This is a genomic window from Trichocoleus desertorum ATA4-8-CV12 (assembly GCA_019358975.1).
Classification (GTDB): Bacteria; Cyanobacteriota; Cyanobacteriia; order FACHB-46; family FACHB-46; genus Trichocoleus; species Trichocoleus desertorum_A.
Genome location: JAHHIL010000019.1, coordinates 66,219 through 91,542 on the forward strand (window position 1 = coordinate 66,219; position 25,324 = coordinate 91,542).

The 25,324-nt window shown below is 49.1% G+C and carries 25 protein-coding genes; 13 read left to right on the plus strand and 12 right to left on the minus strand.

Annotated features, from left to right (window positions below):
* Positions 1 to 17: 17 nt before the first annotated feature.
* From KME12_15095 to KME12_15145, 11 genes are all read right to left on the minus strand, one after another.
* Positions 18 to 350 (minus strand): hypothetical protein, encoded by a 333-nt coding sequence (locus KME12_15095; protein MBW4489113.1) that lies wholly within the window; start codon positions 348 to 350, stop codon positions 18 to 20.
* A gap of 3 nt (positions 351 to 353) precedes the next feature.
* Positions 354 to 665: a hypothetical protein gene (locus tag KME12_15100; GenBank protein MBW4489114.1), complete on the minus strand. Its 312-nt coding sequence runs from the start codon at positions 663 to 665 to the stop codon at positions 354 to 356.
* Between the two features lie 10 nt (positions 666 to 675).
* A complete protein-coding gene (locus KME12_15105; GenBank protein ID MBW4489115.1) occupies positions 676 to 1,044 on the minus strand; it encodes a hypothetical protein in 369 nt (122 codons plus the stop codon).
* A gap of 70 nt (positions 1,045 to 1,114) precedes the next feature.
* Entirely contained in the window at positions 1,115 to 1,501 is a 387-nt protein-coding gene (locus KME12_15110; protein ID MBW4489116.1) for a hypothetical protein, read from the minus strand.
* Between the two features lie 37 nt (positions 1,502 to 1,538).
* The gene (locus KME12_15115; protein ID MBW4489117.1) at positions 1,539 to 1,850 is read right to left on the minus strand and encodes a hypothetical protein; all 312 of its coding nucleotides are present in this window, start codon (positions 1,848 to 1,850) and stop codon (positions 1,539 to 1,541) included.
* A gap of 46 nt (positions 1,851 to 1,896) precedes the next feature.
* Positions 1,897 to 2,241, minus strand: a complete 345-nt coding sequence (locus tag KME12_15120; protein ID MBW4489118.1) for a hypothetical protein — start codon at positions 2,239 to 2,241, stop codon at positions 1,897 to 1,899.
* Positions 2,242 to 2,281: 40 nt separating this feature from the next.
* On the minus strand, positions 2,282 to 2,620 hold the full coding sequence (locus tag KME12_15125) for a hypothetical protein (GenBank protein ID MBW4489119.1): 339 nt from the start codon (positions 2,618 to 2,620) through the stop codon (positions 2,282 to 2,284).
* A gap of 161 nt (positions 2,621 to 2,781) precedes the next feature.
* Positions 2,782 to 5,265 carry a dynamin-like GTPase family protein gene (locus tag KME12_15130; protein MBW4489120.1) on the minus strand — a complete coding sequence of 828 codons (2,484 nt, stop codon included), beginning with the start codon at positions 5,263 to 5,265 and terminating at the stop codon, positions 2,782 to 2,784.
* 112 nt (positions 5,266 to 5,377) lie between these two features.
* The gene (cbiE, locus tag KME12_15135) at positions 5,378 to 6,673 is read right to left on the minus strand and encodes a precorrin-6y C5,15-methyltransferase (decarboxylating) subunit CbiE (GenBank protein MBW4489121.1); all 1,296 of its coding nucleotides are present in this window, start codon (positions 6,671 to 6,673) and stop codon (positions 5,378 to 5,380) included.
* A complete protein-coding gene (locus tag KME12_15140) occupies positions 6,670 to 7,404 on the minus strand; it encodes a cobalt-precorrin-8X methylmutase (protein MBW4489122.1) in 735 nt (244 codons plus the stop codon). The genes cbiE and KME12_15140 overlap by 4 nt, the downstream gene beginning before the upstream one ends.
* A gap of 19 nt (positions 7,405 to 7,423) precedes the next feature.
* A complete protein-coding gene (locus KME12_15145) occupies positions 7,424 to 8,212 on the minus strand; it encodes a DUF1868 domain-containing protein (GenBank protein ID MBW4489123.1) in 789 nt (262 codons plus the stop codon).
* Positions 8,213 to 8,245: 33 nt separating this feature from the next.
* On the opposite strand from KME12_15145, the gene holA reads away from it, so the two are divergent.
* The 6 genes from holA to KME12_15175 all read left to right on the plus strand — a co-directional run bounded on the left by holA (position 8,246) and on the right by KME12_15175 (position 14,641).
* Complete coding sequence (gene holA, locus KME12_15150; protein MBW4489124.1) at positions 8,246 to 9,229, plus strand: DNA polymerase III subunit delta; 984 nt, start codon at positions 8,246 to 8,248, stop codon at positions 9,227 to 9,229.
* A gap of 147 nt (positions 9,230 to 9,376) precedes the next feature.
* Positions 9,377 to 9,919 (plus strand): DUF4168 domain-containing protein, encoded by a 543-nt coding sequence (locus KME12_15155; protein ID MBW4489125.1) that lies wholly within the window; start codon positions 9,377 to 9,379, stop codon positions 9,917 to 9,919.
* A gap of 388 nt (positions 9,920 to 10,307) precedes the next feature.
* Positions 10,308 to 10,817, plus strand: a complete 510-nt coding sequence (gene ureE / locus KME12_15160) for an urease accessory protein UreE (GenBank protein ID MBW4489126.1) — start codon at positions 10,308 to 10,310, stop codon at positions 10,815 to 10,817.
* Complete coding sequence (locus KME12_15165; GenBank protein MBW4489127.1) at positions 10,807 to 11,493, plus strand: urease accessory protein UreF; 687 nt, start codon at positions 10,807 to 10,809, stop codon at positions 11,491 to 11,493. The genes ureE and KME12_15165 overlap by 11 nt, the downstream gene beginning before the upstream one ends.
* A gap of 98 nt (positions 11,494 to 11,591) precedes the next feature.
* Positions 11,592 to 14,177: a PAS domain S-box protein gene (locus KME12_15170; protein MBW4489128.1), complete on the plus strand. Its 2,586-nt coding sequence runs from the start codon at positions 11,592 to 11,594 to the stop codon at positions 14,175 to 14,177.
* Positions 14,174 to 14,641 (plus strand): response regulator, encoded by a 468-nt coding sequence (locus tag KME12_15175; protein ID MBW4489129.1) that lies wholly within the window; start codon positions 14,174 to 14,176, stop codon positions 14,639 to 14,641. The genes KME12_15170 and KME12_15175 overlap by 4 nt, the downstream gene beginning before the upstream one ends.
* A 95-nt stretch (positions 14,642 to 14,736) precedes the next feature.
* Here the strand turns inward: KME12_15175 and KME12_15180 are convergent, their stop codons facing one another.
* Entirely contained in the window at positions 14,737 to 18,162 is a 3,426-nt protein-coding gene (locus KME12_15180) for an EAL domain-containing protein (protein ID MBW4489130.1), read from the minus strand.
* 277 nt (positions 18,163 to 18,439) lie between these two features.
* Between KME12_15180 and ureG the strand changes: the two genes are divergently transcribed.
* From ureG to KME12_15215, 7 genes are all read left to right on the plus strand, one after another.
* Positions 18,440 to 19,039 carry an urease accessory protein UreG gene (gene ureG, locus KME12_15185; GenBank protein ID MBW4489131.1) on the plus strand — a complete coding sequence of 200 codons (600 nt, stop codon included), beginning with the start codon at positions 18,440 to 18,442 and terminating at the stop codon, positions 19,037 to 19,039.
* Between the two features lie 219 nt (positions 19,040 to 19,258).
* On the plus strand, positions 19,259 to 20,581 hold the full coding sequence (gene urtA / locus KME12_15190) for an urea ABC transporter substrate-binding protein (GenBank protein MBW4489132.1): 1,323 nt from the start codon (positions 19,259 to 19,261) through the stop codon (positions 20,579 to 20,581).
* A 77-nt stretch (positions 20,582 to 20,658) separates the two neighbouring features.
* On the plus strand, positions 20,659 to 21,819 hold the full coding sequence (locus KME12_15195) for a branched-chain amino acid ABC transporter permease (protein ID MBW4489133.1): 1,161 nt from the start codon (positions 20,659 to 20,661) through the stop codon (positions 21,817 to 21,819).
* 172 nt (positions 21,820 to 21,991) lie between these two features.
* Complete coding sequence (gene urtC, locus KME12_15200) at positions 21,992 to 23,068, plus strand: urea ABC transporter permease subunit UrtC (GenBank protein MBW4489134.1); 1,077 nt, start codon at positions 21,992 to 21,994, stop codon at positions 23,066 to 23,068.
* A gap of 93 nt (positions 23,069 to 23,161) precedes the next feature.
* Positions 23,162 to 23,947 (plus strand): urea ABC transporter ATP-binding protein UrtD, encoded by a 786-nt coding sequence (urtD, locus tag KME12_15205; GenBank protein ID MBW4489135.1) that lies wholly within the window; start codon positions 23,162 to 23,164, stop codon positions 23,945 to 23,947.
* Between the two features lie 65 nt (positions 23,948 to 24,012).
* A complete protein-coding gene (urtE, locus tag KME12_15210) occupies positions 24,013 to 24,717 on the plus strand; it encodes an urea ABC transporter ATP-binding subunit UrtE (GenBank protein MBW4489136.1) in 705 nt (234 codons plus the stop codon).
* Between the two features lie 91 nt (positions 24,718 to 24,808).
* Positions 24,809 to 25,066 (plus strand): SemiSWEET transporter, encoded by a 258-nt coding sequence (locus tag KME12_15215; protein ID MBW4489137.1) that lies wholly within the window; start codon positions 24,809 to 24,811, stop codon positions 25,064 to 25,066.
* The last annotated feature ends 258 nt before the right edge of the window (positions 25,067 to 25,324 follow it).

The following is a 25,324-nucleotide window of genomic DNA, read 5'->3' on the forward strand; positions in this document are numbered from 1 at the left end:
TATTGATGGGTTTTGGCTCACGAATGGTCCTGCCAGACATCGTTAGGAATCGCCTGACGAATATCATCCAGGGGTGACTTCATTTCGTCGGGAAGAAATTCCAAGCTGACTCTGATTTTGCCTTTACGCCAACCCTGTCCATCAAACTTGAGGGCTTCACATTCCATGCCTTCAGCAAAGACACTAATTTCTTGATCGGAAGGTAAAGATTTCTCGGCGATCGCTTCGATAAATTCAATTACTCTAAGAGTCCGTGGCAATTCTAAATAGTCCGAGATGTCTTTGGAGTAAATAGAAAGGACTTCATCATATTTCAAGGCTTGAAATTTGTTTTCCTCACTGTTTTCCATAAATTAGTCGCGATCGCCCTCTTCTGAAATTTGTTGACGAATATCATCAAGCGGTGAATCTGATTCATCTGGACAAAAAACTAACCCAAGCTTGACTTTGCCCTTGCGCCAACCTTTTCCAGGGCTTAAAACTTCACAACTCATTCCTTCTATCAACCATTTTTTTGTTATTTCCTCAGCAATCCTCCCGAAAAAGCTTTCTTTCAAAACTTTGATAAACTCATAAACTTTGAAAGTTGTATGTGCAATAACTATTTGATCAGAGCTATTTACAGAAATCACTTCTGAATCTTCTAATTTCTCAAATTGACTCATTTTGACACCTTTACTCACTAATCATTTGACGAATATCATCAAGAGATGATTCTGAAGGCTCAGGTGCTTCAGGCTCAAACTCTACAATAACTTTGCTCTTGATACGACCTTTTATCCAATTCTGAGCACCGATTTTCAATATTTCACACTTTTTGCCTTCAGTCATCCAAAGCTTATTTTGAGTTTGACGTACTCCATATATATATAACCCTTGAATTCCTCTATCTTGGATTCTGCTAATTACTAAATTTGTTATCTCATCACTGCCCAAGACTTCACTTAAATCCTCCTTGAATTTTCCAATCTTACACATATTGGTTTCACTAAAGGATAAAACGTCATTTTCACCAAAATTCTGAAAATACGAATTGTATTCCATACTGCTTTATATCTTGTTAATTACTGGTTTTTGCGATCGGCTTAACTGAATTATTTAAGCAGTAAAATACTTACTCACTAATCATTTGACGGATGTCATCAAGAGATGATGTTGCTTCACCATTTAAGGATTCTTCATTTTCAATCAGCTTCTCAACTTCGTCAGGACAGAACTCTATAGCGATTCTGACTCGTACTTTACCCTTCTGCCAGTTTTTTGAGCCAAACTTTAAAGCTTCACAACTTAAGCCTTCGCTTAGAAGTTTTTGTCTTGCCTCAGAATAATATCTATCAAATCCTGTTAGTACATTTTTGATTCCCTGTTCTAATTCAGATCCTTTAAAGGTATGAGGCATCTTAAACATACCTTCTTCATACAAAATGCTCGCATCATAATCGTCATAAACATTTAAAGATAAAACTTCGCCTGAACTTAAAGGTTCAAATTTTTCACTCATGCCAAACAAAGCCTCTCTATAAACTTAGTGCTACTACTCAAGTATTACTGTCAATGTGCTGACGAATATCATCTAAGGGCGATTCTGTTTCGTCGGGAATAAATTCAATAGACATCTTGATTCTGCCCTTTTTCCAGTCAGCTCCTGGCTGCAAAAAATTACACTCTATTCCTTTTCCAAAAAGCTGATTTCTCTCGGCCTCCGAAATATCGTACCCACAACTATGCTTGATTCTCGAAATCAAGTCTTTTACAACAAATGTTTCAGTCTGGAATAAATGTTTGTCTCCCTTAAAATCTACGTGTAGAACACCATTCTTCAGGCTTTCCAGAAGTAATCTTTTACTCATTCAAAAATAATCTCCTGCCTAGGTTTTTCAAAAATATCTTCTGTTTCTAGTTGTCTTCAGCGATCGCTTGTCGAATCTCGTCCAGTGGAGATTGATTAGATACTTGACTCTTTTCAGGTTCTGGAAGTTCAACCTCATCCGGGCAAAACTCTAAGCTGACTTTGACTCGAATTTTTCCTTTTCGCCAAGCCTTTCCAGGCTCCAAAATTTCACAGGGAGCGCCACCCTGTATCCAAGCATGACCATACCTGTATTGATTGGAGATTAAGATCTTTGCTTTTTGAGAAAACTCTTCAATCTTAAACATAGAGCGTGGTACGACTGCGCAGTATTCTTCAGGCACAGACACCACGGCATCTTGAATTTCTATAGCTTCAAAATTCTGATTCATCGGTCTACCAAAAACTTTCTGTACATTGAAACAAAAGTGTTTACTCAGTCATGGTCTGACGAAAATCATCCAAGGGGGACTCTAGATGCTGAGGCTCATCGGGATAAAATTCCACGCTGACTTTGATCTTAATTTTTCCCTTTTGCCAAGATTTGTCACCAAGTCTCAAAACTTCGCAATCTACGCCATCTTCAAACCAATCTTTTGAAGAAATTCGTAACTCAGTTTGTAGCCCAGTGCTCAATGTGGCTGGCACCATATTTTGGCTTGTAAATGTCGTCTGTACTGCATCTCTAAATCTGCCTGTCTTATGCAGGGTAGAATCAAATGCAATCACATCTTCATTGCCAAAGTCAGATAGAAAATCGTGGTTTTCCATGTGGTTTTTTAGCTCCTGAAAATTCTTGAAAATGGAAGAGGTTGTCTGGAACATATTTGAGACTCTGCACTGGCCCCCTCAATCCCCCAATGTTGGGGGAAGTAAAGAATGAGAAAACTAGTTCCCCCCAGAATTGGGGGGCTAGGGGGGCCTTCAAAGTTTTACGCTTGAGTCAAATTAACGTCACTGATACTGGCTTGCGTCCCATTTCCTGAACTGAAATCAAAAGTTTCTGAGTTGTAAGCAGGAACCGTTTGATCAAAGTCAGGCGTAGAAATAAAGGGGAGTTGGCGATCGCGTAATTGCATTGCTTGTAAGCAACCATTGATCGCTTCAACCGCTTCGTTATAAGTGGCAATATTGTGATCCACTTCTGTAAGGAGACGTTGATTGCGGAGAATTTTTTCTTCCGCTTCCTTCTCCAGCGTTTGCTCCAAATAAGCGCGAGCATGGTCATATTGCTGGAAAATGGCATCTGCTTGTTGATCCGCCATTGGCAACAAGTGAGTTTTCAGCGTTTGGTTGAGCGTTTGGCGAAAATTGCGGCGGATTGTTGCAGATACTTTTGGTTCAAAATCCAACTTCAGCAATTGGCGAATTGCGGGTTCCGCTTCAGCCATACTTTCGCAGTCATAGCCTTGAGACGTTTGTTGCAACGTTTGGCGCAACTGGAAAAAGAATGGCGAATCACCAAAAAACTGGGGAGTTTCGCGCACATAGCGATCGCACTCGATTCGAGCTTGGTTGGCGATCGCGTGTCGGACTTGCGCTTCCAGGTGCTTCAGTTGGGCCTCAATGCCGCCATCATTGCCCAATAAGCGGTACAGCTTGCGGTAGTAGTCAGATTTGCGAACCTGCTCCGTTAAGTATTGGAAGAAGGCAGTCACCACCGCTTGGGATGATCCAACCAAAACGGTTTCTAGCTCATTTGCCAAGTAGTAAAACGCTTCCACCAAAATTGCCATCAAAGGTGCTGTGGCATTGCGAGGATGGCTGAGCGTGGCCCGACTGTAAGCATCTGCCACCGAGAAGGTATTTAGCAACTCATCCAATCGGCTGACCATCCGGGCTTTCAGCTTAATGAACGCGGCTTCAAACGTGGCGTTGGTGACATCCCCGGCGATCGCATTCACTTCCTGAGCGATCGCTTGACACAAATCTGCTCCAATTTGCTTCAGCTCATGGCCTAGATGCTCCAGCTCACGAGCTTTCATCGCGTCGATCGCACGCGGTTGGCTGTCTAGCTCCCGCCGAGCTGCGAGATAGTGATTACGGAGATTGATGCAGAGCGGTTGCAAATCATCGGCTAAGTTAGCAAACAGTTGCGGTCGCTTTTCTTCAGTTAGGTAGCGAGTGATGGCAACGCGAAATTCCTCAATGCCGCTGTCTTGAATCAACTGCTCCACCAGAGGTGCGCCTGACTCTTGCAGAATCCGCACATAGTTTTCGTTGGGCGTTTCGTAGCTGTTGACCGAGATCCGGAAGCGGCTAGAGGCGAGTTTGCCAGAGTTGGCACAGTAGCGGTTGAATTCATTCACAAACTGCGGCGTTTCTTCCTGCCCATCCAAGCTTTTGATGCTCTCGGCAAAGACGGAATCGAGGCCAAAGCGATCGCCTGCTTTAGTTTGCTTAATCTGGCTGCCATAAAAGCCCAACAAACCACTGGTTTTGTAGACTCTGGTGGAATCTTGGAATTGGGCATACACCAAATCATCCAGCCGTTGTCGCAGTTGGCTGTTGTACCAGGTTTCATCAATCCGGTTGAAGACATAGAAGACGCGATCGCGAATGCCGATATTGCTCCGCATCTTCTCTAGTAGTTCGGTTTCTTCTGTGGTCATGTCTCCCGCTGCCGCAGGTTTCAGGACACAAACTACAGCTGAAGTCTCAGAGTCTTCAATTTTGCGATAGGTCAGCTCGGCATCTTTTTTCACCGGAGCATCAATTCCGGGCATATCCACCAACACATTGCCATCTTGCAACAGGGGGTGATGGCAGTAGTACTCAATCCGCCTCAGAACCGAGCTGTTGCTACCGCGACGGGCAAAACTGGCAGCTTCCTTGAGGCTGGAGAAGTTGAACTGCTCCATTGAATAGGTAGCGTGATTGTTGGGATGCAGGCGATCGCGATTAGCCACAAACCCTTCCAACAACAAAATCAACGCTTTGGCTTGTTTAGCCCGCTCTGACTTACTCTCGCCACCTTCCTGCTGAATGATCGCCTGACAGCCTTGGTGCAGCAAGCCAATCACTTCGGGCTGATCGATCGCATTCGTCGCCGTTAGCCCTAAGCGTTGGCAAAGTGCCTGGGCCTGTTCGCGAATCTCGGCTTCACTGAGGAACGTGAGCACGACTCGCTCTTGATCTGACTCGGCATATTCGACATAACACTCGGTACCTGTCGCGTGACCTTCGGCGCTGTAGAGCAACTCGCGCTCCAGCAAGGCGTTGATCAACATCGACTTTCCGGCGCTAAATGCCCCCGCAAACACGATCTGGAATTTGGGGGCGATCGCTTTTTTCAGAGACGATTGAATGACGGTGACATCTTGCTGGGCACGGAGCGACGGTTCTTGGTGCAACAGTTGCAGCAGAGAATCGACCTGTTCTGGCAGGCTCTGACACTGAAGGGGCATTTGAGTCATAGTGCAAATACTGGAGAGAATTGCTCTGGATGCGGAATAGTTCTAACCACATCTCTCAGAGTTCCCATTCCTCGCTTGCCAGCAGCACCACAACCCTCTAGCCGCTACGTCGTCATGAGATATCTAGTGGCGATTGCTGGCTGATGGTGAGTAAGGTGACTGGGTTGAGTGGCGCGAAGCGGGTAAGCGGCCCCACGGGAACCGATCGCGAGAGTTGCACTTGCAGGAGACGATGTTGCCAAGTCTGTGACTGGAGCAATAGAGCGTTTTGCTGCTCTAGCCAAGTTAAAGCCTGAGTCAGATGCTCTAAGGTGGCTAAGGCTAAAACTAAAACACCTCCAGCCGTTAAGCGAGTTGCACAAGTATCGAGAATGGAGTGCAAGTTGCCGCCACTGCCCCCAATGAAAATGCGATCGGGGTTGGGAAGGGTTTGCAAAGCGATGGGAGCCGCAGCGTGAATCGCAGTGATGTTTTGTAGTTGAAAGCGATCGCGGTTTTTCTGGATTAAACTAGCGCCGATCGCGGTTTTTTCAATCGCGTAGATGTGGGCATCGGGCACTAAGCGAGCCATCTCAACCGAGACGGAACCTGTACCCGCGCCAATATCCCAAATCACTTGTTTGGGTTGCAGCGCTAATTCTGCCAGCACTAAGGTTCGCACCTCGCGCTTAGTCATCAGGTTGGGGCGATCGCTAAAGCTGAGAAAGGCTGCATCTGGTAGGCCCAGCAGCGGCAAAGTTTTGCAGTCTAACGGTTCTGTCTGGCTGTCTGAGCGCAGCAAAATTACGACGTTGAGCGGGGCAAAGTGTTCTTGTTGTAAAGCTTCTAGCGACCAAGCTCGGACTCGGTCGTCAGCACTACCCAAGTTCTCGCCCACCCAAACTTGATAGCGCTGGGGCAAGTCGAGGTTTTGCAGGAGATGAGCGATCGCGGCGGGTGAATGGGTGTTGTCGGTGAGGACCGCAATTTTAGCGGCCCCTTGTTGAATCGCTTGAGTTAGCTCATCTAAAGAGCGGCCATGAGCGCTAATAATCCGAGCATCTTGCCAGGGCACTTTGACGCGGCTAAAGGCAAGCTGCACCGAACTGAGATGGGGGTGAAAGGTTAATTGCTCTGCTGGCAACTCGGCTAACAACAGCCGTCCCAGGCCAAAAAAGAGCGGATCACCAGAAGCTAAGACCACAACCTGAGGAGAAGGGGTTGCAGTGGTCGCAAGGTGCTGGCGGATGGTGGCGATCGCTGAGGTAAAATCTCCCAGCTTCAGTTTTGCGGCTGGGTGTTCTGGAAAATAGCTTAAATGGCGATCGCTGCCAACGATCAGTGTTGCTCCAGTCACGATTTCCTGAATGGCCGCAGGTAGGCCAGCGGCTCCATCTAAGCCGATTCCGACGACATGAACAGGCGTCATCGGTTCCGGGGCTGAGTGGGAAGAGGGCGATCGCCGTTCGTTTCTAGCATTGCAGCAATGCTGTCTAGAACAGGTGCTTCGCTTTGCTGCTCCCAGGCCAACACCAGCAGCGCATTGAGAATTGCCGCCGCAACTGGAGAGCCACCCTTACGACCCTCCACGCGAATCTGGGGTACAGGGGTGACAGCGAGAGCAGCCTTCGACTCCACAACAGAAATAAACCCAACCGGAGCACCAATCACCAAGGCGGGTGCCAAAACCAAACTGTTGGAGTGCTGCATCTGCTGAGCTTGCATCTGTTGAGCTTGCATCTCCTGGCACAGCGCCAGCAAAGCAGTGGGGGCATTCCCAATCACCACGATCGCTTGGGGAAACTGCTGTAAACATTTGAGCAGTCCAGTTTCGGTTCGAGTTTTGCCAGGAAGTGCCTCGCTCACTTGCTCCACAGCGCTGATCAGCGGATTGCCAAAGGTTTGCGCCACCATGTTGGCAACCCCCTGTTTCACCATGCCGACATCCGTAATGATGGGACAGCGTTGTTGGAGTGCTGCGATCGCGGTAGCAATGGCTCCGGGGCTAAAGCGGAGCAACTGCTGGAAGTCGAAGTCAGCTGTACTATGAATCACCCGCCGCACGATCGCATATTCAGCCGCGCTAAAGTTGTGATCCCCAACTTCCTGGTCAATCACCGCAAAGCTCTGCTGCATAATGGGGTGCATAGGTAGATTCATAGAGCAGCTCGTTAAACGACTAAACTTCAAGCACAGGCCAATCCGGTTCTCGATAATAGCGTGTCATGTTATCAAATTTTCGCAGCTCGGCTCGGTAGGCCCACATCTCCTGAGGAGCCCCTGTGATCCACTGTTGATTGAGATGACTAAATTGCTCACTGAGGCGATCGCGATCGAGTTCTGGCGGAATGCTGCCAAAGTAGCCCAGAGTGACATGGCCTGTGAAGTGGTACTGTTGCTCAATTCCTAAAGCCATTAAGTCAGGATTTTGATAAATGGCTCGGCGCAATTGCAGGAGCCGTTCGTAGGCTACTTCCTCCTTGGGAACTAAACCCACTCCAATGGCTCGCGGCATCACGATTAAGCCCACTGCTTGTAAGCGCACCGGATGGGGTTGGGGGTGCATGCGCTGGTACTGGCGAAAGCTCTCACCCATGCGATCGCGCAACTGCTGCTCAAACTCTGGATTTTTGGCCGCATCACGATAGGCATGATCCCAAATCACATCTGCCAGAGTGAGGTGGAAGCTCTCCGGTGGGAGGGGAATGAATAACTGCGGATCAAACTGCTGTTGCAGTTGGGCTTGAAGCGCTTGTAGATTGGCATAGAAAGCCTGATTCTCTGTTTCTTCGCCCGCTGGAGGGGTCACTACGGTGTAACCCGGAAATGCCACTGCCTGCCGCTCGCCTCCCACTTCTTGTAGTTGGAACTTGGGAGACTCTTGAATGTTTTGCAGCTGAGATTTATAAGTCTCTGGCAGGGGTAGCCGTAACACTCGATTCACATACGTTTGATAATTATCGTCCAACTCTCGATCGCCTCGCGCTCTCAGGTGCTCTGTATGCCAATTTACCTCTATTGGGGAGAAGATGACTTTGCGATCGCAAAAGCTGTTACAAGCCTGCGCGATCGGACCCTTGATCCAGATTGGACTAGCTTCAACTTTGACAAAATTTCGGCAGAGCAAACCAATGCAGTACTCCAAGCATTGACGCAGGCCATGACACCCCCTTTTGGTATGGGCAAACGCTTGGTTTGGCTAGAAAACACCACCATTGGGCAGCAATGCCCAGAAGCGGTTTTGGCTGAGCTAGAGCGCACCCTACCTGCCATTCCAGAGACCTCAGTGCTGTTGCTAACCGCTCGTACCAAACCCGATGGCCGCTTGAAATCCAGTAAGCTGTTGCAGAAATATGCTGAGATTAAAGAATTTTCTCCAATTCCACCCTGGAAAACAGACCAACTGATCCAGCAAGTGCGACAAATCGCCCAAACTGTAGGCGTAACCCTAACGCAGCCCAGCATGGAGCTACTGGCTGAGTCGGTGGGCAATAACTCCCGCCAGCTCTACAGTGAGTTGGAAAAATTGCGGCTTTACGCGGGCGATCGCCAACAACCCTTAGAAGCAGAAGTAGTGGCTAGCTTGGTGGTTGCTAACACCCAAAACAGTTTGCAATTGGCAGCCGCCATACGTCAGGGCCAAGTAGGAGAAGCATTGGAACTCGTTGCGGGTCTCTTGAGTCTCAATGAACCAGCGCTACGGGTTATAGCAACCTTAATTGGCCAATTCCGCACTTGGTTGTGGATAAAATTGATGCAGGAGGCTGGAGAAAGGGATGAGCGGGCGATCGCTCAAGCCGCCGAAGTCAGCAATCCTAAACGGATTTATTTTCTCCAACAAGAAGTACGCGGGCTGTCTGCGCAGCAGCTCCAGCAAACCTTGCCCCTACTGCTGGAGTTAGAAGTTAGCCTCAAGCAAGGCGCAGAAGAGCTTTCAACTCTGCAAACTAAAGTCGTTGAACTTTGCCAAATCTATCAGCGCTAGGTAACTTGATCTGTAAGTTTGTTTAGACACTGACATTCACTGATATTGGTCAAATGTCTGTCCTACCGCTGGAACTTAGGCTCTATAAAATAGTTCAACAAGAATAGATTTGGGATTGTTCTAGTTTTTGTTCTGTCACATCGGATTATGATGAACTCTTGCCGTTCCCTCGCGCCATCTCATTCTCAAATGCTTCGCAACTTTGCGGCTAAACTACAGCAGCCTCGGATGCAACTGGTTTCACAGTCTTTCGCCATTGGTCTCTTAGCCGCTGTTGGCCTTGCTTCTGGATGGGTTCCTAGCTTATCGGAGCGATCGCCCGCCCAGATGTTTAGTACCGCTGCTGTGGCTCAAGCAGCACCCCCCAGTGAAGCAGAACTCAAAAGTTATGCTCGCGCTGTGTTAGCGGTAGAAGAAGTGCGTCAGGTCTCTTATCGAGACATTAAAAAAATCGTCGGCTCTAGCGGCATCCCAGCGATCGCTTGTCATAGACCCAAGAGCTTACAAGGATTGTCCCAGAACGTTCGAGGAATTGCGGTTGAGTACTGCAACAAATCTAAAAAGATTGTTGAGAGTAATGGCCTCACCATTGATAAATTCAATGCCATTACGATGAGTGTTCAGGGCGATCCGAACTTAGAAAAGCGAGTTCAAGCTGAGTTATTGGAGCTTCAAAAGCCTAATAGGTAAACTTGAGGCACCTGCGAAACTTGCCCTAGCTCCGTGATAGAGCTGTAAATGTTTACCCAGTTAATTGTGTCGATGTGCCGGGAAGGATGAACAATCTTTAACGAGGGGATTTAAGGCTGATCTCAGTCGATCCCCTCCAGCCCGAAATTGAGTTGGCTCCCACACTTACATAAGAAAAATTAAAATAAAGCCCGTTGATCATCACATCAATTTGAGTTTTGTTAAGTCTTCAAAAGCCGTTCTCTATCATGGAGGCGGCATTTTTGATGGAGCAGGACTCAAGGGGTGATGGGCCACCAAGGAAAGGCGATCGCAATGGCTTAAGCAATCTACCTAGGGTTTTATACTCAGGAGTGAGGTTGATTTTCCTGAAACACCAGTCTGAGTCATGCTGAAATTGACACACCGTTTACCTGCTGGGGCTGCGATCGCGGTTCATTTCACCTTAGCTCTCACCGCTGAGGAGCGCACCCGAAGCCGTTATCAGATTGAGTCAGCCGAGGGCCAAAAGGTACGGTGGCAACTTCCGAGAGGCGCAGCGTTGCATCATGGCGATCGCTTGCAATCAGAAAATGGAGACACCATCGTTCAGATTGTCGCTAAACCAGAACCTGTCTTAACGGTGAACGCCCAAACTGCTCTCGAATTGTTGCGGGCAGCTTATCACCTAGGGAATCGCCACGTTGCTTTAGAGATCACACCAGACTATCTGCGTCTCTCACCCGATCCGGTGCTCAAATCCATGCTGGAGCATTTGGGCCTACAGGTGATCGAAGAAGTTGCAGCTTTTCAGCCCGAAGTTGGCGCTTACGGACACACCGGACACACCGGACACACCGGACACACTGGACACACCGGACACACGAATGGTCAGAGTGGGCACAGCCATGCCCATTAGTCTGTCCTCTCAAGCGCTACTGAGTTTGCTCCAACTTGCTAGTTCGGCCCTACCCGTCGGAGCCTACAGTTACTCAGAAGGCTTGGAAGCTCTCGTAGAAGCAGGCGTTCTTAAAGACAAATTGAGCTTAGAACATTGGCTGCAACAGGAATTACAAGTGGGTGCCATTCGACTCGAAGCGGCGGTTATGGTGCGTGCTTACAAGGCCACCCAAGCAGGCGATCGCGCCGCTCTGCGTGACTGGAATGCTTGGCTCTCCGCTGCCAGAGAAACGACAGAGTTACGACAACAAAGCTGGCAAATGGGCTACTCTTTGTGCCGTCTACTGCAAGAACTCCAGCCAGAGCTAGCGCCTATAATTCACGCCTGTGGTGAACCTTGTAATTTTGCGATCGCCTTTGGCATGGCCGCTGCCAGTTGGCAGATTGACCTCGAAGCCGCACTTTTAGGATATTTCCACAGTTGGGCCACCAACCTGATGAATGCGGGAGTCAAACTGATTCCTTTGGGCCAAACGGCTGGACAGCAGCTTTTACTGGCCTTGCAAAGTAGCTTGAGTGAGGCTGCTCAGACTGTTTTAGCTCTCGATGATGAGGATTTATGCAGTTGCGGGTGGGGCTTAGCGATCGCCAGTATGACCCATGAAGTGCAATACAGCCGCCTATTTCGGAGTTGACTGTACAGATTTCCCTAGGAGCGGGTTTCCCCAGTCCGTAAGGGAACCCTAAGACTATTGAGGTAACTACCTTACTCGTGAATCGGCTGCAACATCCAATGGCTTCGATCGCAACCCAACTCCGCTACGGTCTGGTCTCGATTGTGGTATCGAGTTTATTGCTAACGGGTGGCACCCTGAGTTATTTGAGTTTTCGCACTCAGTTACAAGCATCACGCCTACTGCAAGTAGAACGCAGTCGAGCCGTTGCCAGCGAAATCAACGCCTATCTCAGTAGCCTACAGCATCCGCTGCTTTACCTGTCGGAAGTTAAAGGTTTAATGGATCACTCTGCTGCTGATAAGCGGAGCCTTCTGGAGGGGATCACTCGCTACAGTCATGTCTATGAAGTTGTGGGCATTCTCGATCGCAACGGGCAGGTAGTAGCGGCTCGCTCTCCCGACGATGCTGAACTGCCTGATGGCCAGAAGTGGGTCGAAGATCCAGCTCATTCTGCGCTCTTCTTGCAGGCCTTTCGCCAGCAACGCCAATACATTAGCCCCGTCAAGTTGAACCCAGCGACCAATCTGCCCGTAGTCGATTTTGCGGTTCCCCTCCGCAATCAAAAGAATGAAGTGGATGGGGTTTTGTTTGCTCGCCTGAATCTGAGGTTTCTCTGGCCAGTGGTGGCGAAAACTCAAGTAGGTAAGACGGGGTACAGCTACATCATTGATGAGCATAATTTCTTGATCACTCCGAAAGGTGATAGCTCTAATGCGTTCAGGTTTCAGGCGCTACCAGAACCGCTGAGTCAACAGTTGCTGTCGCTACGGCGGCAATCGTTGAGTATTTATGTAGGTCTCAATGGGACTGAAGTCTTGGGGGCAGCCGCTCCGATCCCCCGTTTGAACTGGCAGGTGGTGGTTGAGTTGCCTACGGCGGAAGCCTACGCTCCTATTTACCGCATGCTGATGGTTACAGGAGGCGTACTGGGAACAGTGACAGTCGCTGTAGTTGGTTTAGGCTTTGTCTTTTCGCGACAGGTAGTTGTCCCACTGCAACAGCTTATCAAGGCTGCGGCACAAATCAGCAGTGGCCACCTAGAAACTCAAGTGACTGTAGGGACGGCTAACGAATTGGGGGTCTTAGCCACCACCTTCAATCGGATGACTCAACAGTTACAGGAACTGTTTACCGCTTTAAAGCAGGAGCGTAATTTTGTCTCAGCCGTTCTAGATATTGCCGATGCTTTAGTAGTTGTGCTAGACGCTGAGGGGCGGCTCATCCGTTTCAACCAAGCCTGTGAGCGGATGACTGGATACTCTTTTGCGGACATTCATCACCAGCTGGTTTGGAATTTTTTGCTTCCAGAGGCCGTTGCTCCCGCTCAAGCTGCCTTTGCCCAACTCCTAGCTCAAGGGGAATCACGGCAATATGAAGGCTACTGGATTACCCGCTCCAACGAGCAGCGGTTAATTGCTTGGTCCGATACCGTGCTACGGAATGAGCAGGGGGCGATCGCCTATGTTATTAGCACTGGGATTGATATTACCGATCGCAGACAAGCGGAATTAACTTTGCTTGAAAGTGAAAGTCGATTTCGTAGATTGGTCGAAACGGCTCAGGAAGGCGTGTGGGTACTAGATGGCCAAGCCCAGACCAGCTATGTTAACCAACGCCTAGCAGACATGTTGGGGTATGCCCCTGAAAATATGTTGGGCAAACCTTTATTTGATTTTATGGATGCGGCGGCAGCAGCGGCGGCGGAGCGTCAGTTTGAGCGGCGGCGGCAAGGGATTAAAGAAAACCATGATTTTCGCTTCCAGCGTCAGGACGGCTCCGACTTCTGGGCCATTGTCTCAACCAATCCTGTGTTTAGTGAGACGGGTGAATTCATGGGTGTGCTGGGGATGTTAACTGACATCACCGATCGCAAGCAATCCGAAAAAGAACTAGAAACTCTGGTGGCTAAGTTGGAGCAAAGCAATCGAGAACTGCAAGACTTTGCCTCGGTCGCCTCCCATGATCTGCAAGAGCCACTCCGTAAAATTCAGGCGTTTGGCGATCGCCTAAAGATTAAGTGTGCTGATACCCTCCCGCCCGACGGCAAAGACTATTTAGAACGCATGCAAAATGCCGCTCAGCGCATGCAAACCTTGATTAATGACTTGCTCGCCTTCTCACGGGTGACCACCAAAGCCCAGCCTTTTGTACCTGTTGACTTAGCAACCATCGTTCAAGAAGTTTTATCCGATATTGAAGTGCAGATCCAGCGAGTTGACGGATGTATCGAGGCTGACTATTTACCGATGATAGAAGCTGATCCCTTACAGATGCGGCAATTATTTCAAAACCTGATTAGCAATGCTCTCAAGTTTCATCAAAGCGATCGCCGCCCCGTTGTGAGCATTTCAGCTCAGATTCTAGAATCTCCAGACTCGTCAACCCTGCCTCATGCCCCTGGTCGTCCTGCCTGCCAGATTTCCATCGCAGATAATGGCATTGGGTTTGATGAAAAATATCTCGATCGCATCTTCACGGTGTTTCAGCGGCTACACGGTCGCGGCGATTATGAAGGTACGGGTGTAGGATTGGCGATCTGCCGCAAAATTGCCGAACGACACCGAGGCAGCATCACCGCTAAAAGTAGCCCTGGTCAAGGCACCACCTTTATTGTCACTCTCCCAATTCAACAAATTCTATGAAGCAAGGTTCCCGCAACTCCTCTGGTAAACCCATCACGATTCTCATGGCCGATGATGACGAGGACGATCGTATGCTGGCTCAAGAAGCCTTAGAGGAATGTAGGCTGGCTAATGACTTGCATTTTGTTGGAGATGGGGAGGAGCTGCTGGACTATCTTTATCATCGGGGCCAGTTTGCTCCTCAATCCCTGTCGCCTCGTCCAGGTTTAATTCTGCTAGACCTCAACATGCCCCGCAAAGACGGTCGAGAAGCTCTCCAAGCGATCAAGGCCGATCCAGAGTTGCGCCACATTCCCATTGTTGTCCTCACCACTTCTCAAGCAGAGGAAGACATCTATCGCACCTACGATCTAGGAGCCAACTCTTATATCACCAAGCCTGTTACGTTTGAGTCGTTGGTAGAGGTAATGAAAATTTTGGGCCGATATTGGTTTGAAATTGTTGAGTTGCCAGCAGAGGACTGAGCCGCACTCAACGCGATCAACGTTCAAATTCAATTCAAATTCAAATAGAGGGAAACTTCGGCATCATTTCCTGGTTGGCTCGTAGTGATTCTGTATTAAGCATCGGTAAAGCTAGGTGGGTTGGCTTGGCCGATGCTGGATCGCCGTGATTCTGTATTAAGCATCGGTAAAGCTAGGTGGGTTGGCTTGGCCGATGCTGGATCGCCGTTTGTGGGGTTTTCCAACTCAGAAGTTAGGCAAGGATAGCTTTCGTAGCATTGCTGCTCCGTCAAAATCAGTTTCTCAACCATTGTTTCTGTGAGGGGTTGGAAGAAGAAATAGCCTTGCCCGTATTCACACTCTAGAGCCCGCAGGTGCATCAGTTGTTCGGCTGTTTCCACCCCTTCCGCCGTGACATGCATTCCTAGGTTGTGTGCTAGGGTGACGATCGCCCGCACAATTTCGGCGCTTTCATCATCTACTCCTAGGCGCTTCACAAACGAGCAATCGATTTTGAGCTGATCAATCGGGAAGCGGTGTAGATAGCTCAGCGACGAATAGCCAGTGCCAAAATCATCAATATGTAGCTGCACCCCCAACGCTTTGAGCTTCAGCAACATCTTGGTAGCAGATTCCGCATTCTTCATCATTACGCTTTCAGTGATTTCCAGCTTGAGACTGCGTGCCTCTAGCGCGGTTTGTTGCAAAACTCGCTCGATTTGCTCAATCAAGTCTGGTTGCGTAAACTGCTTTCCAGACAGATTCACGCTGATGGTGAGGGGAAAGTTGTCAGAAAACTGCTTTTGCCACTTTTGCGTTTGTTGGCAAGCTTCGCGTAGCACCCATAACCCAATGGGTACAATTAATCCCGTTTCTTCTGCCAACGGAATAAATTCGGCGGGGGAAATCAAGCCGCGCTCTGGATGTTGCCAACGAATTAAGGCTTCAAAGCCATGAATTCTGCTTGTGGTTAGGGAGACGATGGGTTGGTAATACAGTTGTAGTTCTTGGCGCTCGATCGCCCGTCGTAAATCTGTTTCTAGATGCAGCAGTTCTACGGCCCGCAAGTGCATGGTGCGATCGAACACCTCATGACAGGCGCGTCCCAAGGATTTAGCGCGATACATGGCAGTGTCAGCATCGCGGAGCAAATCTTCGGGCCAATCGTATCCCGTTTCGCTGAGGGCAATTCCAATGCTGACGGATGTAAAGACTTCTTGGCCTTGCAAGTTAAAAGGGGATAGCAGGGCTTGGTGAATGCGGTTGGCGATGCGAGTGGCATCATGAATATCCACAATATCTTCTAGGAGAATTGTGAACTCATCACCTCCAAGACGCGCCACAGTATCTCCACCCCGCAAGCAAGCTTCCAGACGACGGGCGATCGCAATCAGTAGTTGGTCGCCAATCATATGCCCCAAGCTGTCGTTGATCACCTTGAAACGGTCTAAATCGAGGAATAACACCGCAAACAAGTTATGCCCAGGGCGCTTCGATCGCTCAATTGCTAACCCTAAGCGATCGATAAACAAAGCGCGGTTGGGTAAACCAGTCAAAACATCATGAAAGGCATCATGCAGTAGTTGTTCTTCGACCTGCTTGCGCTCGGTGACATCGGTCTGAGAGCCTGCCATGCGCGTCACTTTATGACCGCCATCGCGAACGGCTAGTCCTCGGCTCAGCATCCAACGGTAGGAGCCATCTTGATGCCGCATCCGATGTTCACTCTCAAAGTGAGGAGAAAATCCTTCTAGATGCAACCCTATCTGAGCTTTTAAGCGCTCCACATCTTCGGGGTGAACTCGGCTAAACCATTCTTCAGGAAAACTGCCAATTTCTCCCTCCTGATACCCCAACATGGATTTCCAGCGAGCAGAAAAATAAATTTCATCGGTTTTCAGATTCCAGTCCCACAACCCATCATTGGCTCCCTCTACCGCTAGGGCATAGCGCTCTTGGCTCTCCCGCAGGGCTTCTTCGGCGTGCTTGCGCTCGGTAATGTCTTGAAAGGTGACGACGGCCCCCACGAGTTGTCCATTTTCGTGAATGGGGGTGCTGATGTATTCGACTGGAAAGCTGCTGCCATCTTTACGCCAAAACACTTCCTCATCGACATGCTGCAAAATGCCTTGGTGAAAAGCTGCATAAATGGGGCACTGGTCTAGCGCGTAAACTTCACCATTTGCCTTGGAATGATGGCAAATATGGTGCATGGACTGACCTAAGAGTTCTTCTACTTCCCAACCCAACATGCGAGCAGCGGCAGGATTAATAAAGGTAGCTTTACCCCGGAGATCTAGGCCATAAATTCCTTCTCCCGCCGAATTGAGAATCAGCTCACTACGATGTTGCAACCTTTCTAGGTCTTCTTCGGCTTGCTTACGGGCTGTAACATCGTTTTGTAAGCCAATGAAGTTGATCAGCTTGCCGTCTCCGTCGAATACTGGGTTGATGGTCAGCTCATTCCAGAAAGTGGTGCCATCTTGGCGATAGTTCAACAGCACTTGGGTGGTAGAGCGATGGGTCGCGATCGCCTCCCGCATTTGATTAAGATGATCCGGATTGGTGCCAGCCCCTTGTAAAAATCGACAGTTGCAACCGAGGACTTCTTCAGCGGTATATCCGGTCATTTTGGTGAAGCCCGGATTGGCAAAGATGATCGGGTTGTCGGGGAGATTGGGGTCTGTGATCACGACTCCAATGGTCATATTAGCGATCGCAGAAGCCAGTTGGCTGTTCTCTCGGACAATTTGCTTTAACGAAGCTTCGGCTTGCTTTGTGTCGGTAATATCAATCGCCATGCCATCAATGCGAATGCCGTGGTTGTTCTCGTCATAGACCACATGGGCTCGATCATGAATCCAGCGAATCTCGCCTGTAGGCTGTAAAATTCGGTACTCCAGATTTTTGGAACCTACCTTGAGCAAGCGTTCTGAGGCTACTTTGACCCGCTCTAGATCTTCTGGGTGAACGATTTCCAGCCAGATCTGTGGATTCTGGTAAAACTCAGTTACAGGGCGACCGTAGAGAGCGGCAGCGGCAGGACTGATGTAAATAGTTTCAGATGTGGTAACTGAAATCGACCACACCACATCCTCAAGGGAAGCTAAAATTCCTTCCAGGCGAGATTCACTGGCTCGCAGGGCTTCTAGAGTACGCTTGCGTTCAATGGCGTAACGAATGGCTCGCTCTAGTAAGGCAGCATCCATTCGGCCCTTCACGAGGTAGTCGGCGGCCCCTGCTCGCATCGCTGCGACATCCACTTCGTGATCACCTTGCCCCGTCAGCAAAATGATTGGCGCTCTACAGCCTTGAGCGATCGCAGCCTGCAACAACTCTAGACCGTTGTATAACCCTAAGCGATAGTCAATTAAATAAACATCATGCTGATGCTGCCCCATGACGCTCAGCGCTGCTTCATAAGAGCTGACCCATTCCAGGCTAAAGGTGCCACCCTCAATTTCTGAGAGCAACGACCGAGTGAGAATGTAATCATCCTCATCGTCTTCAACCAGCAGCACTTTAATGGGGTACTGATACATATAGTTATTTAAGATACAAAATTAACCTTATCTTAAAGTTTTCACGGGTTGTAGGTGTTGCAGGAGTATTTGACTTCCTATATACAAATGTGCCCTGATCTTAAACTTTTAATGCTGGACGATTGGGATCGAATCTATCTTTACAGAATTGAACCTTTGCTAGGGGTCTCTACTTAGTTCTGCCTCAGTACCGTCAAAATTAGCAATTACGGGAAATACTGGGATTGGTTTTTAACTTTTATTTAGAGAGAATAGGTTTCTGGTTTTGTCGGGGGAATTGCGGATGAGTACGCTACGAGTTGGGATCGCAGGTCCCGTAGGATCTGGTAAAACTGCTTTGGTAGAGTTGCTTTGTAAAGCGTTACGGCAGCAATACAACATTGCAGTGGTGACCAATGACATTTACACCCAGGAAGATGCTCAGTTTTTAGTGCGGCATCAAGCGCTGGCGCAGGATCGCATCATTGGAGTCGAAACCGGAGGATGTCCTCATACCGCGATTCGAGAAGATGCCTCGATCAACTTAGCGGCGATCGCTCAATTAGAGCAGCGCTTCGAGAGCTTAGATTTACTGTTTGTGGAGAGCGGTGGTGATAATCTCGCCTCTACTTTCAGCCCAGAACTGGTTGATCTCACCCTTTATGTCATTGATGTTGCCGCAGGAGATAAAATTCCTCGCAAGGGTGGCCCCGGAATTACCAAATCAGATTTGTTAGTGATTAACAAAATTGATTTAGCTCCCTTTGTCGGCGCTGACTTAGGGGTGATGGAACGGGATGCTACTAAGATGCGAGGCGATAAGCCCTTTGTCTTCACTAACCTCAAAACTCAGGTAGGGTTAGACCGAGTGCTTAATTTTATTGCAGAGAATATGTAGAAGTGTGTAGAGTTTGGCGATCGCTTTTGACTTTCAACGTTGGAGTTATTTGGACTCAACCCACGCAAAAGTCATGGTTTGAAGCTGAGAACATTTATTGCAATCGCAATTTTGTATAAGTTAATACAATTGACCTGAGAAGCTCCGCCATAATATCTCACTTTAATCGTGTAACTTCCGACACCGGTTGGCAGATTGAGTCAGGAGAATAATAACAACATGGCAAGGCAGTTTGGGCGGCGCAAGTTTCTGATTTACGGCTCAGCCACTTTTGGTACTAGCATTCTGCTAAAAGCTTGCGCCAGCAATCCCACCCCTCAAGCAGGCGAAAGTGCTTCCCCTACGACAGCAGCATCCCCTGCCGCCGCTGGTAGCGGTAACACCATCAAGGTTGGGATTCTCCATTCGCTAAGTGGCACAATGGCCATTAGTGAAAAGAGCGTGGTAGATGCTGAACAGTTAGCAATCGCAGAAATTAATCAAGCAGGTGGTGTTTTAGGCAAACAAATTGAAGCTGTGGTAGAAGATGGTGCTTCTGACTGGCCTACCTTCGCTGAGAAAGCAACTAAACTGATTGACCAAGATAAGGTCGCGACCATTTTTGGCTGTTGGACCTCTGCCAGCCGCAAAGCCGTACTGCCTGTCTTTGAGCAAAAGAATCATATGCTCTGGTATCCAGTGCAGTATGAAGGGCAAGAATGTTCCAAAAACATCTTCTACACCGGAGCCGCCCCCAACCAACAGATTGAACCTTCTGTAGATTGGCTGCTGGAAAACAAAGGCAAAGAATTCTTCTTGGTGGGATCTGACTATGTTTTCCCTCGCACCGCCAACACCATTATCAAGGCGCAGCTAGAAGCCAAAGGTGCCAAGGTGGTCGGGGAAGACTACTTGCCGCTAGGTAGCACTGAAGTTACGCCGATTATTGCCAAAATCAAGCAAGCTTTACCCAACGGCGGCGTCATCTACAACACGTTGAACGGAGACAGCAACGTGGCCTTCTTCAAGCAGTTGCAGGGCGCAGGCATGGGGCCAGACAAATATCCCTCGATGTCCGTCAGTATTGCTGAGGAAGAAGTGAAGGCGATCGGCCCGGAATATCTCAAGGGTCACTATGCGGCTTGGAACTATTTCCAAACCGTAGATACTCCTGCCAACAAGAAGTTTGTGGAAGCTTTCAAGGCCAAGTATGGCAGCGATCGCGTCACCAACGACCCGATGGAAGCAGCATACATCATGGTTTACATCTGGAAACAAGCAGTTGAGAAGGCTGCTACAGCAGATGACATGGAGAAGGTACGGGCTGCTGCTGTAGGCCAAACCTTTGATGCTCCACAAGGACAGGTCAGCTTGGCTGCCAACCATCACTTGTCTAAAGTGGTACGCATTGGTGAGGTCCGCGACGATGGCCTGTTTGAGATTGTCTCCTCTACTGACAAAGCCGTAGCCCCTGTGCCTTGGAACCAGTATGTAGCTGAAACCAAGGGCTTCGCTTGTGACTGGTCTGACCCAGCCAAGGGTGGCAAGTACAAGACCACTTAGGGACTTTAGATTTTGGATTTTGGATTTTGGCTTGGAATTGAGTCCTAACCCAAAGTCCAAAATTGTTAGGAGGGAGAATGCTGACGGGATTGGTGGATGGAATATTGGGCGGGATTGGCATTGGTTCAGTGTTGTTGCTAGCAGCACTGGGACTCGCCATTGTGTTCGGCCTCATGGGTGTGATCAATATGGCCCACGGGGAGTTGATGATGTTGGGGGCTTACACCACCTTTGTGGTTCAGAATGTGTTCAAGAGTCTGGGAGGTGACTGGCTAGAAACCTACATTCTCTTTGCTCTCCCTTTAGCCTTTTTGGTCGCAGCTTTGATGGGGCTGATTTTAGAGCGAGGGGTGGTGCGGTATTTATATGGTCGTCCTCTCGAAACTTTGCTAGCCACCTGGGGCGTGAGCCTGATTTTGCAGCAGTTTGTCCGCAGCGTGAACTGGGTGTTAGTAATTGGTCTAGCTCTCTTTTGCCTCTTCTTTTTTGGTGGGATGTGGCTGCTATCTCGTCGTGCTGATTGGCAACGTCTACGGGGTTGGGCGATCGCGCTACTGTTGCCGCTCTCCTTGGGTATTTCTGCGGTCACAGGCAATATCCTCAGCCAAACTTATAAGTTGGTTGTAACTAAACCTTGGTTTGGGGCGCAAAACGTAGATGTCACCGCACCTAAATGGCTCCGCAGTGGCTTCTCTTTGGGGAGCTTTCAAGTGTCCTCGGTGCGTCTGTTTATTGTGGCGCTAACTATCTTTTGTGTCGTGGGCATTTATCTCTTTTTGCAGCGATCGCCTTGGGGTCTACGGATTCGGGCCGTGACGCAAAACCGCAGCATGAGTGCTTGTTTAGGTATCCCCACCCAGAAAGTAGATGCACTCACGTTTGCACTGGGGTCTGGGCTGGCAGGTGTGGCGGGCTGTGCTCTGAGCTTACTTGGTTCTGTTGGCCCTAACACTGGACAAAACTACATTGTTGATACGTTCATGGTTGTCGTAGTAGGTGGCGTTGGTAAGTTGGTCGGGAGCATTGTGGCCGCAATGGCGATCGGCACCTTAACTTATCTGATCGGCTCCGATGCGTTTCGTCCTTTATTGACGGCGGTGCCCCCATTGGCTGACTTTTTTACCTTCTTCTCTAGCACCAGTATGGCGAAGGTGATGGTCTTCGCGCTGATTGTGGTGTTTCTGCAAGTGCGTCCGGCAGGTCTGTTTCCGCAGAAAGGGCGAACGGTGGACGCATAGAAATTTTGGATTTCCGATTTTGGATTTTGGATTGAGCTTGACTGGGTGACGCAAGAGGCTTGGGGTTGTGGAGACAGTAATTGGGAATCGAGGGATAGATTGGCGTAGACATCGCAAATTGCTAGTAGAAGTTGGCATTGTGGGTGCGATCGCCCTGGGCTTAATTTTGGTGATGCCACTGCTACTGACTGGCTTTCGGTTAAACTTGTTGGGGCGATTTCTGGCCCTGGCGATCGCGGCCTTAGGGATTGACTTGATCTGGGGCTACACAGGTTTGCTCAGCTTGGGGCATGGTGTATTTTTTGCCTTAGGCGGTTATGCCTTAGCCATGCACTTGAAGTTGCAGATTCCGGTGGAAACCCAAGGCGTTGCGCCCTTGCCAGAGTTCATGGGCTTGTATGGCGTCACCAAACTTCCTCTGTTTTGGCAGCCGTTTTATTCATTTCCTTTCACAGCATTGGCGATCGTGTTGATTCCGGGGTTGCTGGCAGCGGTGCTGGGATATCTAGTGTTTCGCAATCGCATCCGGGGAGTTTATTTCTCCATCCTCACCCAAGCTGCCACGATTATCTTTTTTAATCTCTTCAACGGTCAGCAGAAGTTCATCAACGGCACCAACGGCCTCACAGACTTCCGCACCTTGTTTGGAGCTACCGTCAGCGCTCCCCAGACTCAATTTGTCTTCTACGTCCTCACTGTTTTACTGTTGGTGGGCACCTATGCCCTTTGCCGTTGGCTCACCACGGGGCGCTTTGGTAACTTACTAGTGGCGATTCGTGATGACGAAAGCCGCGTGCGTTTCTCTGGATACGATCCTACTGGGTTTAAGGTTTTGGTTTTTGCTGTTTCCGCAGGTTTGGCAGGCTTAGCAGGAGCTATGTTCACCCTGCAAACGGGCATCATCTCACCCAAAGCAATGGATATCGCCTTCTCGATTGAGATGGTGATTTGGGTTGCAGTAGGAGGCCGCGCTTCTCTAGGTGGTGCTGTGCTGGGTGCTCTCCTCGTCAACTATGGCAAAAGCTTATTGAGTGAACGCTTTCCCGATATTTGGCTCTTTTTTCAAGGAGGGTTGTTTCTCCTGGTAGTGATGGTATTACCTAACGGTTTAGTCGGTTGGGTACGCTCCCAAGGATTGCAACAACTGCGATCGCTCTTAGGCCGCCGCCCCGCTGTCATGACCTATCCCAGTCTCGAAACTGATCCTGAGGTTGAGCAAGAACGGCAAACGCTCAGTAAACATGATTAGGTTTCATAGACCTAACCCCCAGCCCCTTCCCTTGGAGGGAAGGGGAGCAAGATCCAAAGCCCCTCTCCGCATCGGGGAGAAGTTAGCACTTCCATGAACAGCAAAATTCTGGAAATTGAAAATCTTACCGTTAGCTTCGATGGCTTCAAAGCCTTAAAGCAACTTAACTTCAGTATGGACACTGGAGAACTCCGAGTCGTAATTGGCCCCAATGGTGCAGGTAAAACCACCTTTCTGGATGTCATTACAGGTAAAGTCAAGCCTACTGAAGGGCGAGTGCTGTTTAAGGGCCGCAACTTGCGATCGCTGTCTGAGCATCAAATTGCCCGTTTTGGTGTGGGTCGCAAGTTCCAAACTCCCCGCATCTACCTCAATCTCTCGGTGCGAGATAACTTAGCGATCGCGGGCAGTCGAGCCAAATCTGTTTTCTCGACTTTGTGGGGGCGAGCTTCTACAGCGGAGCGACGTAGGATCGGCGGGTTGCTAGAAACCATCGGCTTAGCGGCTAAAGCGGATGGCTTAGCAGGGTTGCTCTCCCACGGTGAAAAGCAGCGCCTAGAAATTGGCATGCTTGTCGCGCAATCTCCCGATTTGTTGTTGGTAGACGAGCCTGTGGCAGGTCTGACCGACGAAGAAACTGCCAATATTGGGGAACTACTGTTGGCATTAGCTGAAAGTCATTCGATTTTGGTGATTGAGCACGACATGGAGTTTGTTCGCCAAATTGCTCGCCAAGTCACTGTGTTACATGAGGGATCGGTGCTTTGCGAAGGCACTATCGAACAAGTACAGAGCGATCCCCGTGTGATCGAAGTGTATCTAGGTCAACAGTCAGAAATGCAGGCTGAAGCGGTTAGAGAGGAGATCAGCGCCACATGATGAATTCAGCTAACGCCGCGATCGCCCCAGAAAACGCTCCTAGAAGTGCCACCACCCCATCCCCTATGCTTCAGGTTGCGGGACTCAACGTCTACTACGGGGAGAGCCATATTCTGCGCGAGGTTGATCTCAGCGTCCCGGTGGGCAAAATGGTTTGCTTAATTGGGCGCAATGGTGTGGGTAAAACGACCCTGCTCAAGACCGTCATGGGTTTACTGTCACCGCGTAGTGGCAATATTTATTTGGCAGGAAATGTAATTAACTCTAAATCTACCGACCAAAGAGCTAGGCTCGGCATTGGTTATGTGCCTCAAGGACGGGAAATTATCCCCCGTCTGACCGTGAAAGAGAATTTGTTGTTGGGTCTAGAAGCTTGTAGCGATCGCAAAACTCGCCAGCAAGCAGAAATCCCTGCCGAAATCTTTGAGCTGTTTCCGGTGCTTAAGACCATGCTCTCTCGACAAGGAGGAGACTTAAGTGGCGGTCAACAACAACAATTGGCGATCGCCCGTGCCTTGATGGGCAAACCCCGCTTACTCGTCCTAGATGAACCCACCGAAGGCATCCAACCTTCAATCATTTTGGAAATCGAAGCGGCAGTGCGGCGGATTATTGCGGAAACTGGCATCTCGGTGCTGCTGGTCGAGCAACATCTCCACTTTGTTCGTCAAGCAGACTGGTACTACGCCATGCAAAAAGGCGGCATTGTGGCCTCTGGCTCTACCCAAGAACTAAGCAATGATGTGATTCAACAATTCTTGGCCGTGTAAGCCAAACTCCTCAATCTGGACGGCGCGGATTCTCCTCAGGCTGGCATGATCAGGCATGGGGAGAATTGATGCGTTTAAGGAAAAAAGACAGATGGATGCTGTGACACTGCTGGGTTTCGTTGCTGCCGCCTTAACGACTACTGCTTTTGTGCCACAATTGCTCAAAACCTGGCGCTCTAAATCTGCCAAAGATGTTTCCCTATGGATGCTGATTACGTTTTCAGTCGGAGTTTTTCTGTGGCTGATTTATGGTGTTTATATTCAGTCTTTGCCTGTAATTATTGCTAATTCGGTTACTTTTATTTTGTCATCAATTAATTTGATTTTGAAAATTCGCTACGAATCCTAAAAGCTATCAAGTTACCGATTGGCCTTGACTCATCCCAAGATTTGATTTTAGGCTTGGCTTAGCTTTCACCCTTTTTCGTGAGTTGCGGGCTGATCAGTAGGAGTACAGTGTCAGCACCCCGTTCTTTAGAGCGGGGCTTCATGCCTCGACTTTAGATAGCTGACCAGTCTGAGCCTTCACTGGCTACGTTTCAAGGGTCATGACACCTACAGATGCTTTCCAGTTTGTAGCTCTGTCGTTAGCGGTTAAACAGCCTTA

What these genes read in the sequence shown, in the direction of transcription:
- KME12_15110 (MBW4489116.1), bottom strand. Translation starts at nt 1,501, where the DNA reads ATGAGTGAAAAATTTGAACCTTTAAGTTCAGGCGAAGTTTTATCTTTA.
- KME12_15120 (MBW4489118.1), bottom strand. Translation starts at nt 2,241, where the DNA reads ATGAATCAGAATTTTGAAGCTATAGAAATTCAAGATGCCGTGGTGTCT.
- urtA (MBW4489132.1), top strand. Translation starts at nt 19,259, where the DNA reads ATGGCAAGGCAGTTTGGGCGGCGCAAGTTTCTGATTTACGGCTCAGCC.
- KME12_15180 (MBW4489130.1), bottom strand. Translation starts at nt 18,162, where the DNA reads ATGTATCAGTACCCCATTAAAGTGCTGCTGGTTGAAGACGATGAGGAT.
- KME12_15130 (MBW4489120.1), bottom strand. Translation starts at nt 5,265, where the DNA reads ATGACTCAAATGCCCCTTCAGTGTCAGAGCCTGCCAGAACAGGTCGAT.
- KME12_15165 (MBW4489127.1), top strand. Translation starts at nt 10,807, where the DNA reads ATGCCCATTAGTCTGTCCTCTCAAGCGCTACTGAGTTTGCTCCAACTT.
- KME12_15140 (MBW4489122.1), bottom strand. Translation starts at nt 7,404, where the DNA reads ATGAATCTACCTATGCACCCCATTATGCAGCAGAGCTTTGCGGTGATT.
- KME12_15115 (MBW4489117.1), bottom strand. Translation starts at nt 1,850, where the DNA reads ATGAGTAAAAGATTACTTCTGGAAAGCCTGAAGAATGGTGTTCTACAC.
- KME12_15125 (MBW4489119.1), bottom strand. Translation starts at nt 2,620, where the DNA reads ATGGAAAACCACGATTTTCTATCTGACTTTGGCAATGAAGATGTGATT.
- KME12_15175 (MBW4489129.1), top strand. Translation starts at nt 14,174, where the DNA reads ATGAAGCAAGGTTCCCGCAACTCCTCTGGTAAACCCATCACGATTCTC.
- KME12_15155 (MBW4489125.1), top strand. Translation starts at nt 9,377, where the DNA reads ATGATGAACTCTTGCCGTTCCCTCGCGCCATCTCATTCTCAAATGCTT.
- KME12_15215 (MBW4489137.1), top strand. Translation starts at nt 24,809, where the DNA reads ATGGATGCTGTGACACTGCTGGGTTTCGTTGCTGCCGCCTTAACGACT.
- urtC (MBW4489134.1), top strand. Translation starts at nt 21,992, where the DNA reads ATGCCACTGCTACTGACTGGCTTTCGGTTAAACTTGTTGGGGCGATTT.
- KME12_15100 (MBW4489114.1), bottom strand. Translation starts at nt 665, where the DNA reads ATGAGTCAATTTGAGAAATTAGAAGATTCAGAAGTGATTTCTGTAAAT.
- holA (MBW4489124.1), top strand. Translation starts at nt 8,246, where the DNA reads ATGCCAATTTACCTCTATTGGGGAGAAGATGACTTTGCGATCGCAAAA.
- urtD (MBW4489135.1), top strand. Translation starts at nt 23,162, where the DNA reads ATGAACAGCAAAATTCTGGAAATTGAAAATCTTACCGTTAGCTTCGAT.
- KME12_15195 (MBW4489133.1), top strand. Translation starts at nt 20,659, where the DNA reads ATGCTGACGGGATTGGTGGATGGAATATTGGGCGGGATTGGCATTGGT.
- cbiE (MBW4489121.1), bottom strand. Translation starts at nt 6,673, where the DNA reads ATGACGCCTGTTCATGTCGTCGGAATCGGCTTAGATGGAGCCGCTGGC.
- KME12_15170 (MBW4489128.1), top strand. Translation starts at nt 11,592, where the DNA reads ATGGCTTCGATCGCAACCCAACTCCGCTACGGTCTGGTCTCGATTGTG.
- KME12_15105 (MBW4489115.1), bottom strand. Translation starts at nt 1,044, where the DNA reads ATGGAATACAATTCGTATTTTCAGAATTTTGGTGAAAATGACGTTTTA.
- urtE (MBW4489136.1), top strand. Translation starts at nt 24,013, where the DNA reads ATGCTTCAGGTTGCGGGACTCAACGTCTACTACGGGGAGAGCCATATT.
- KME12_15095 (MBW4489113.1), bottom strand. Translation starts at nt 350, where the DNA reads ATGGAAAACAGTGAGGAAAACAAATTTCAAGCCTTGAAATATGATGAA.
- ureE (MBW4489126.1), top strand. Translation starts at nt 10,308, where the DNA reads ATGCTGAAATTGACACACCGTTTACCTGCTGGGGCTGCGATCGCGGTT.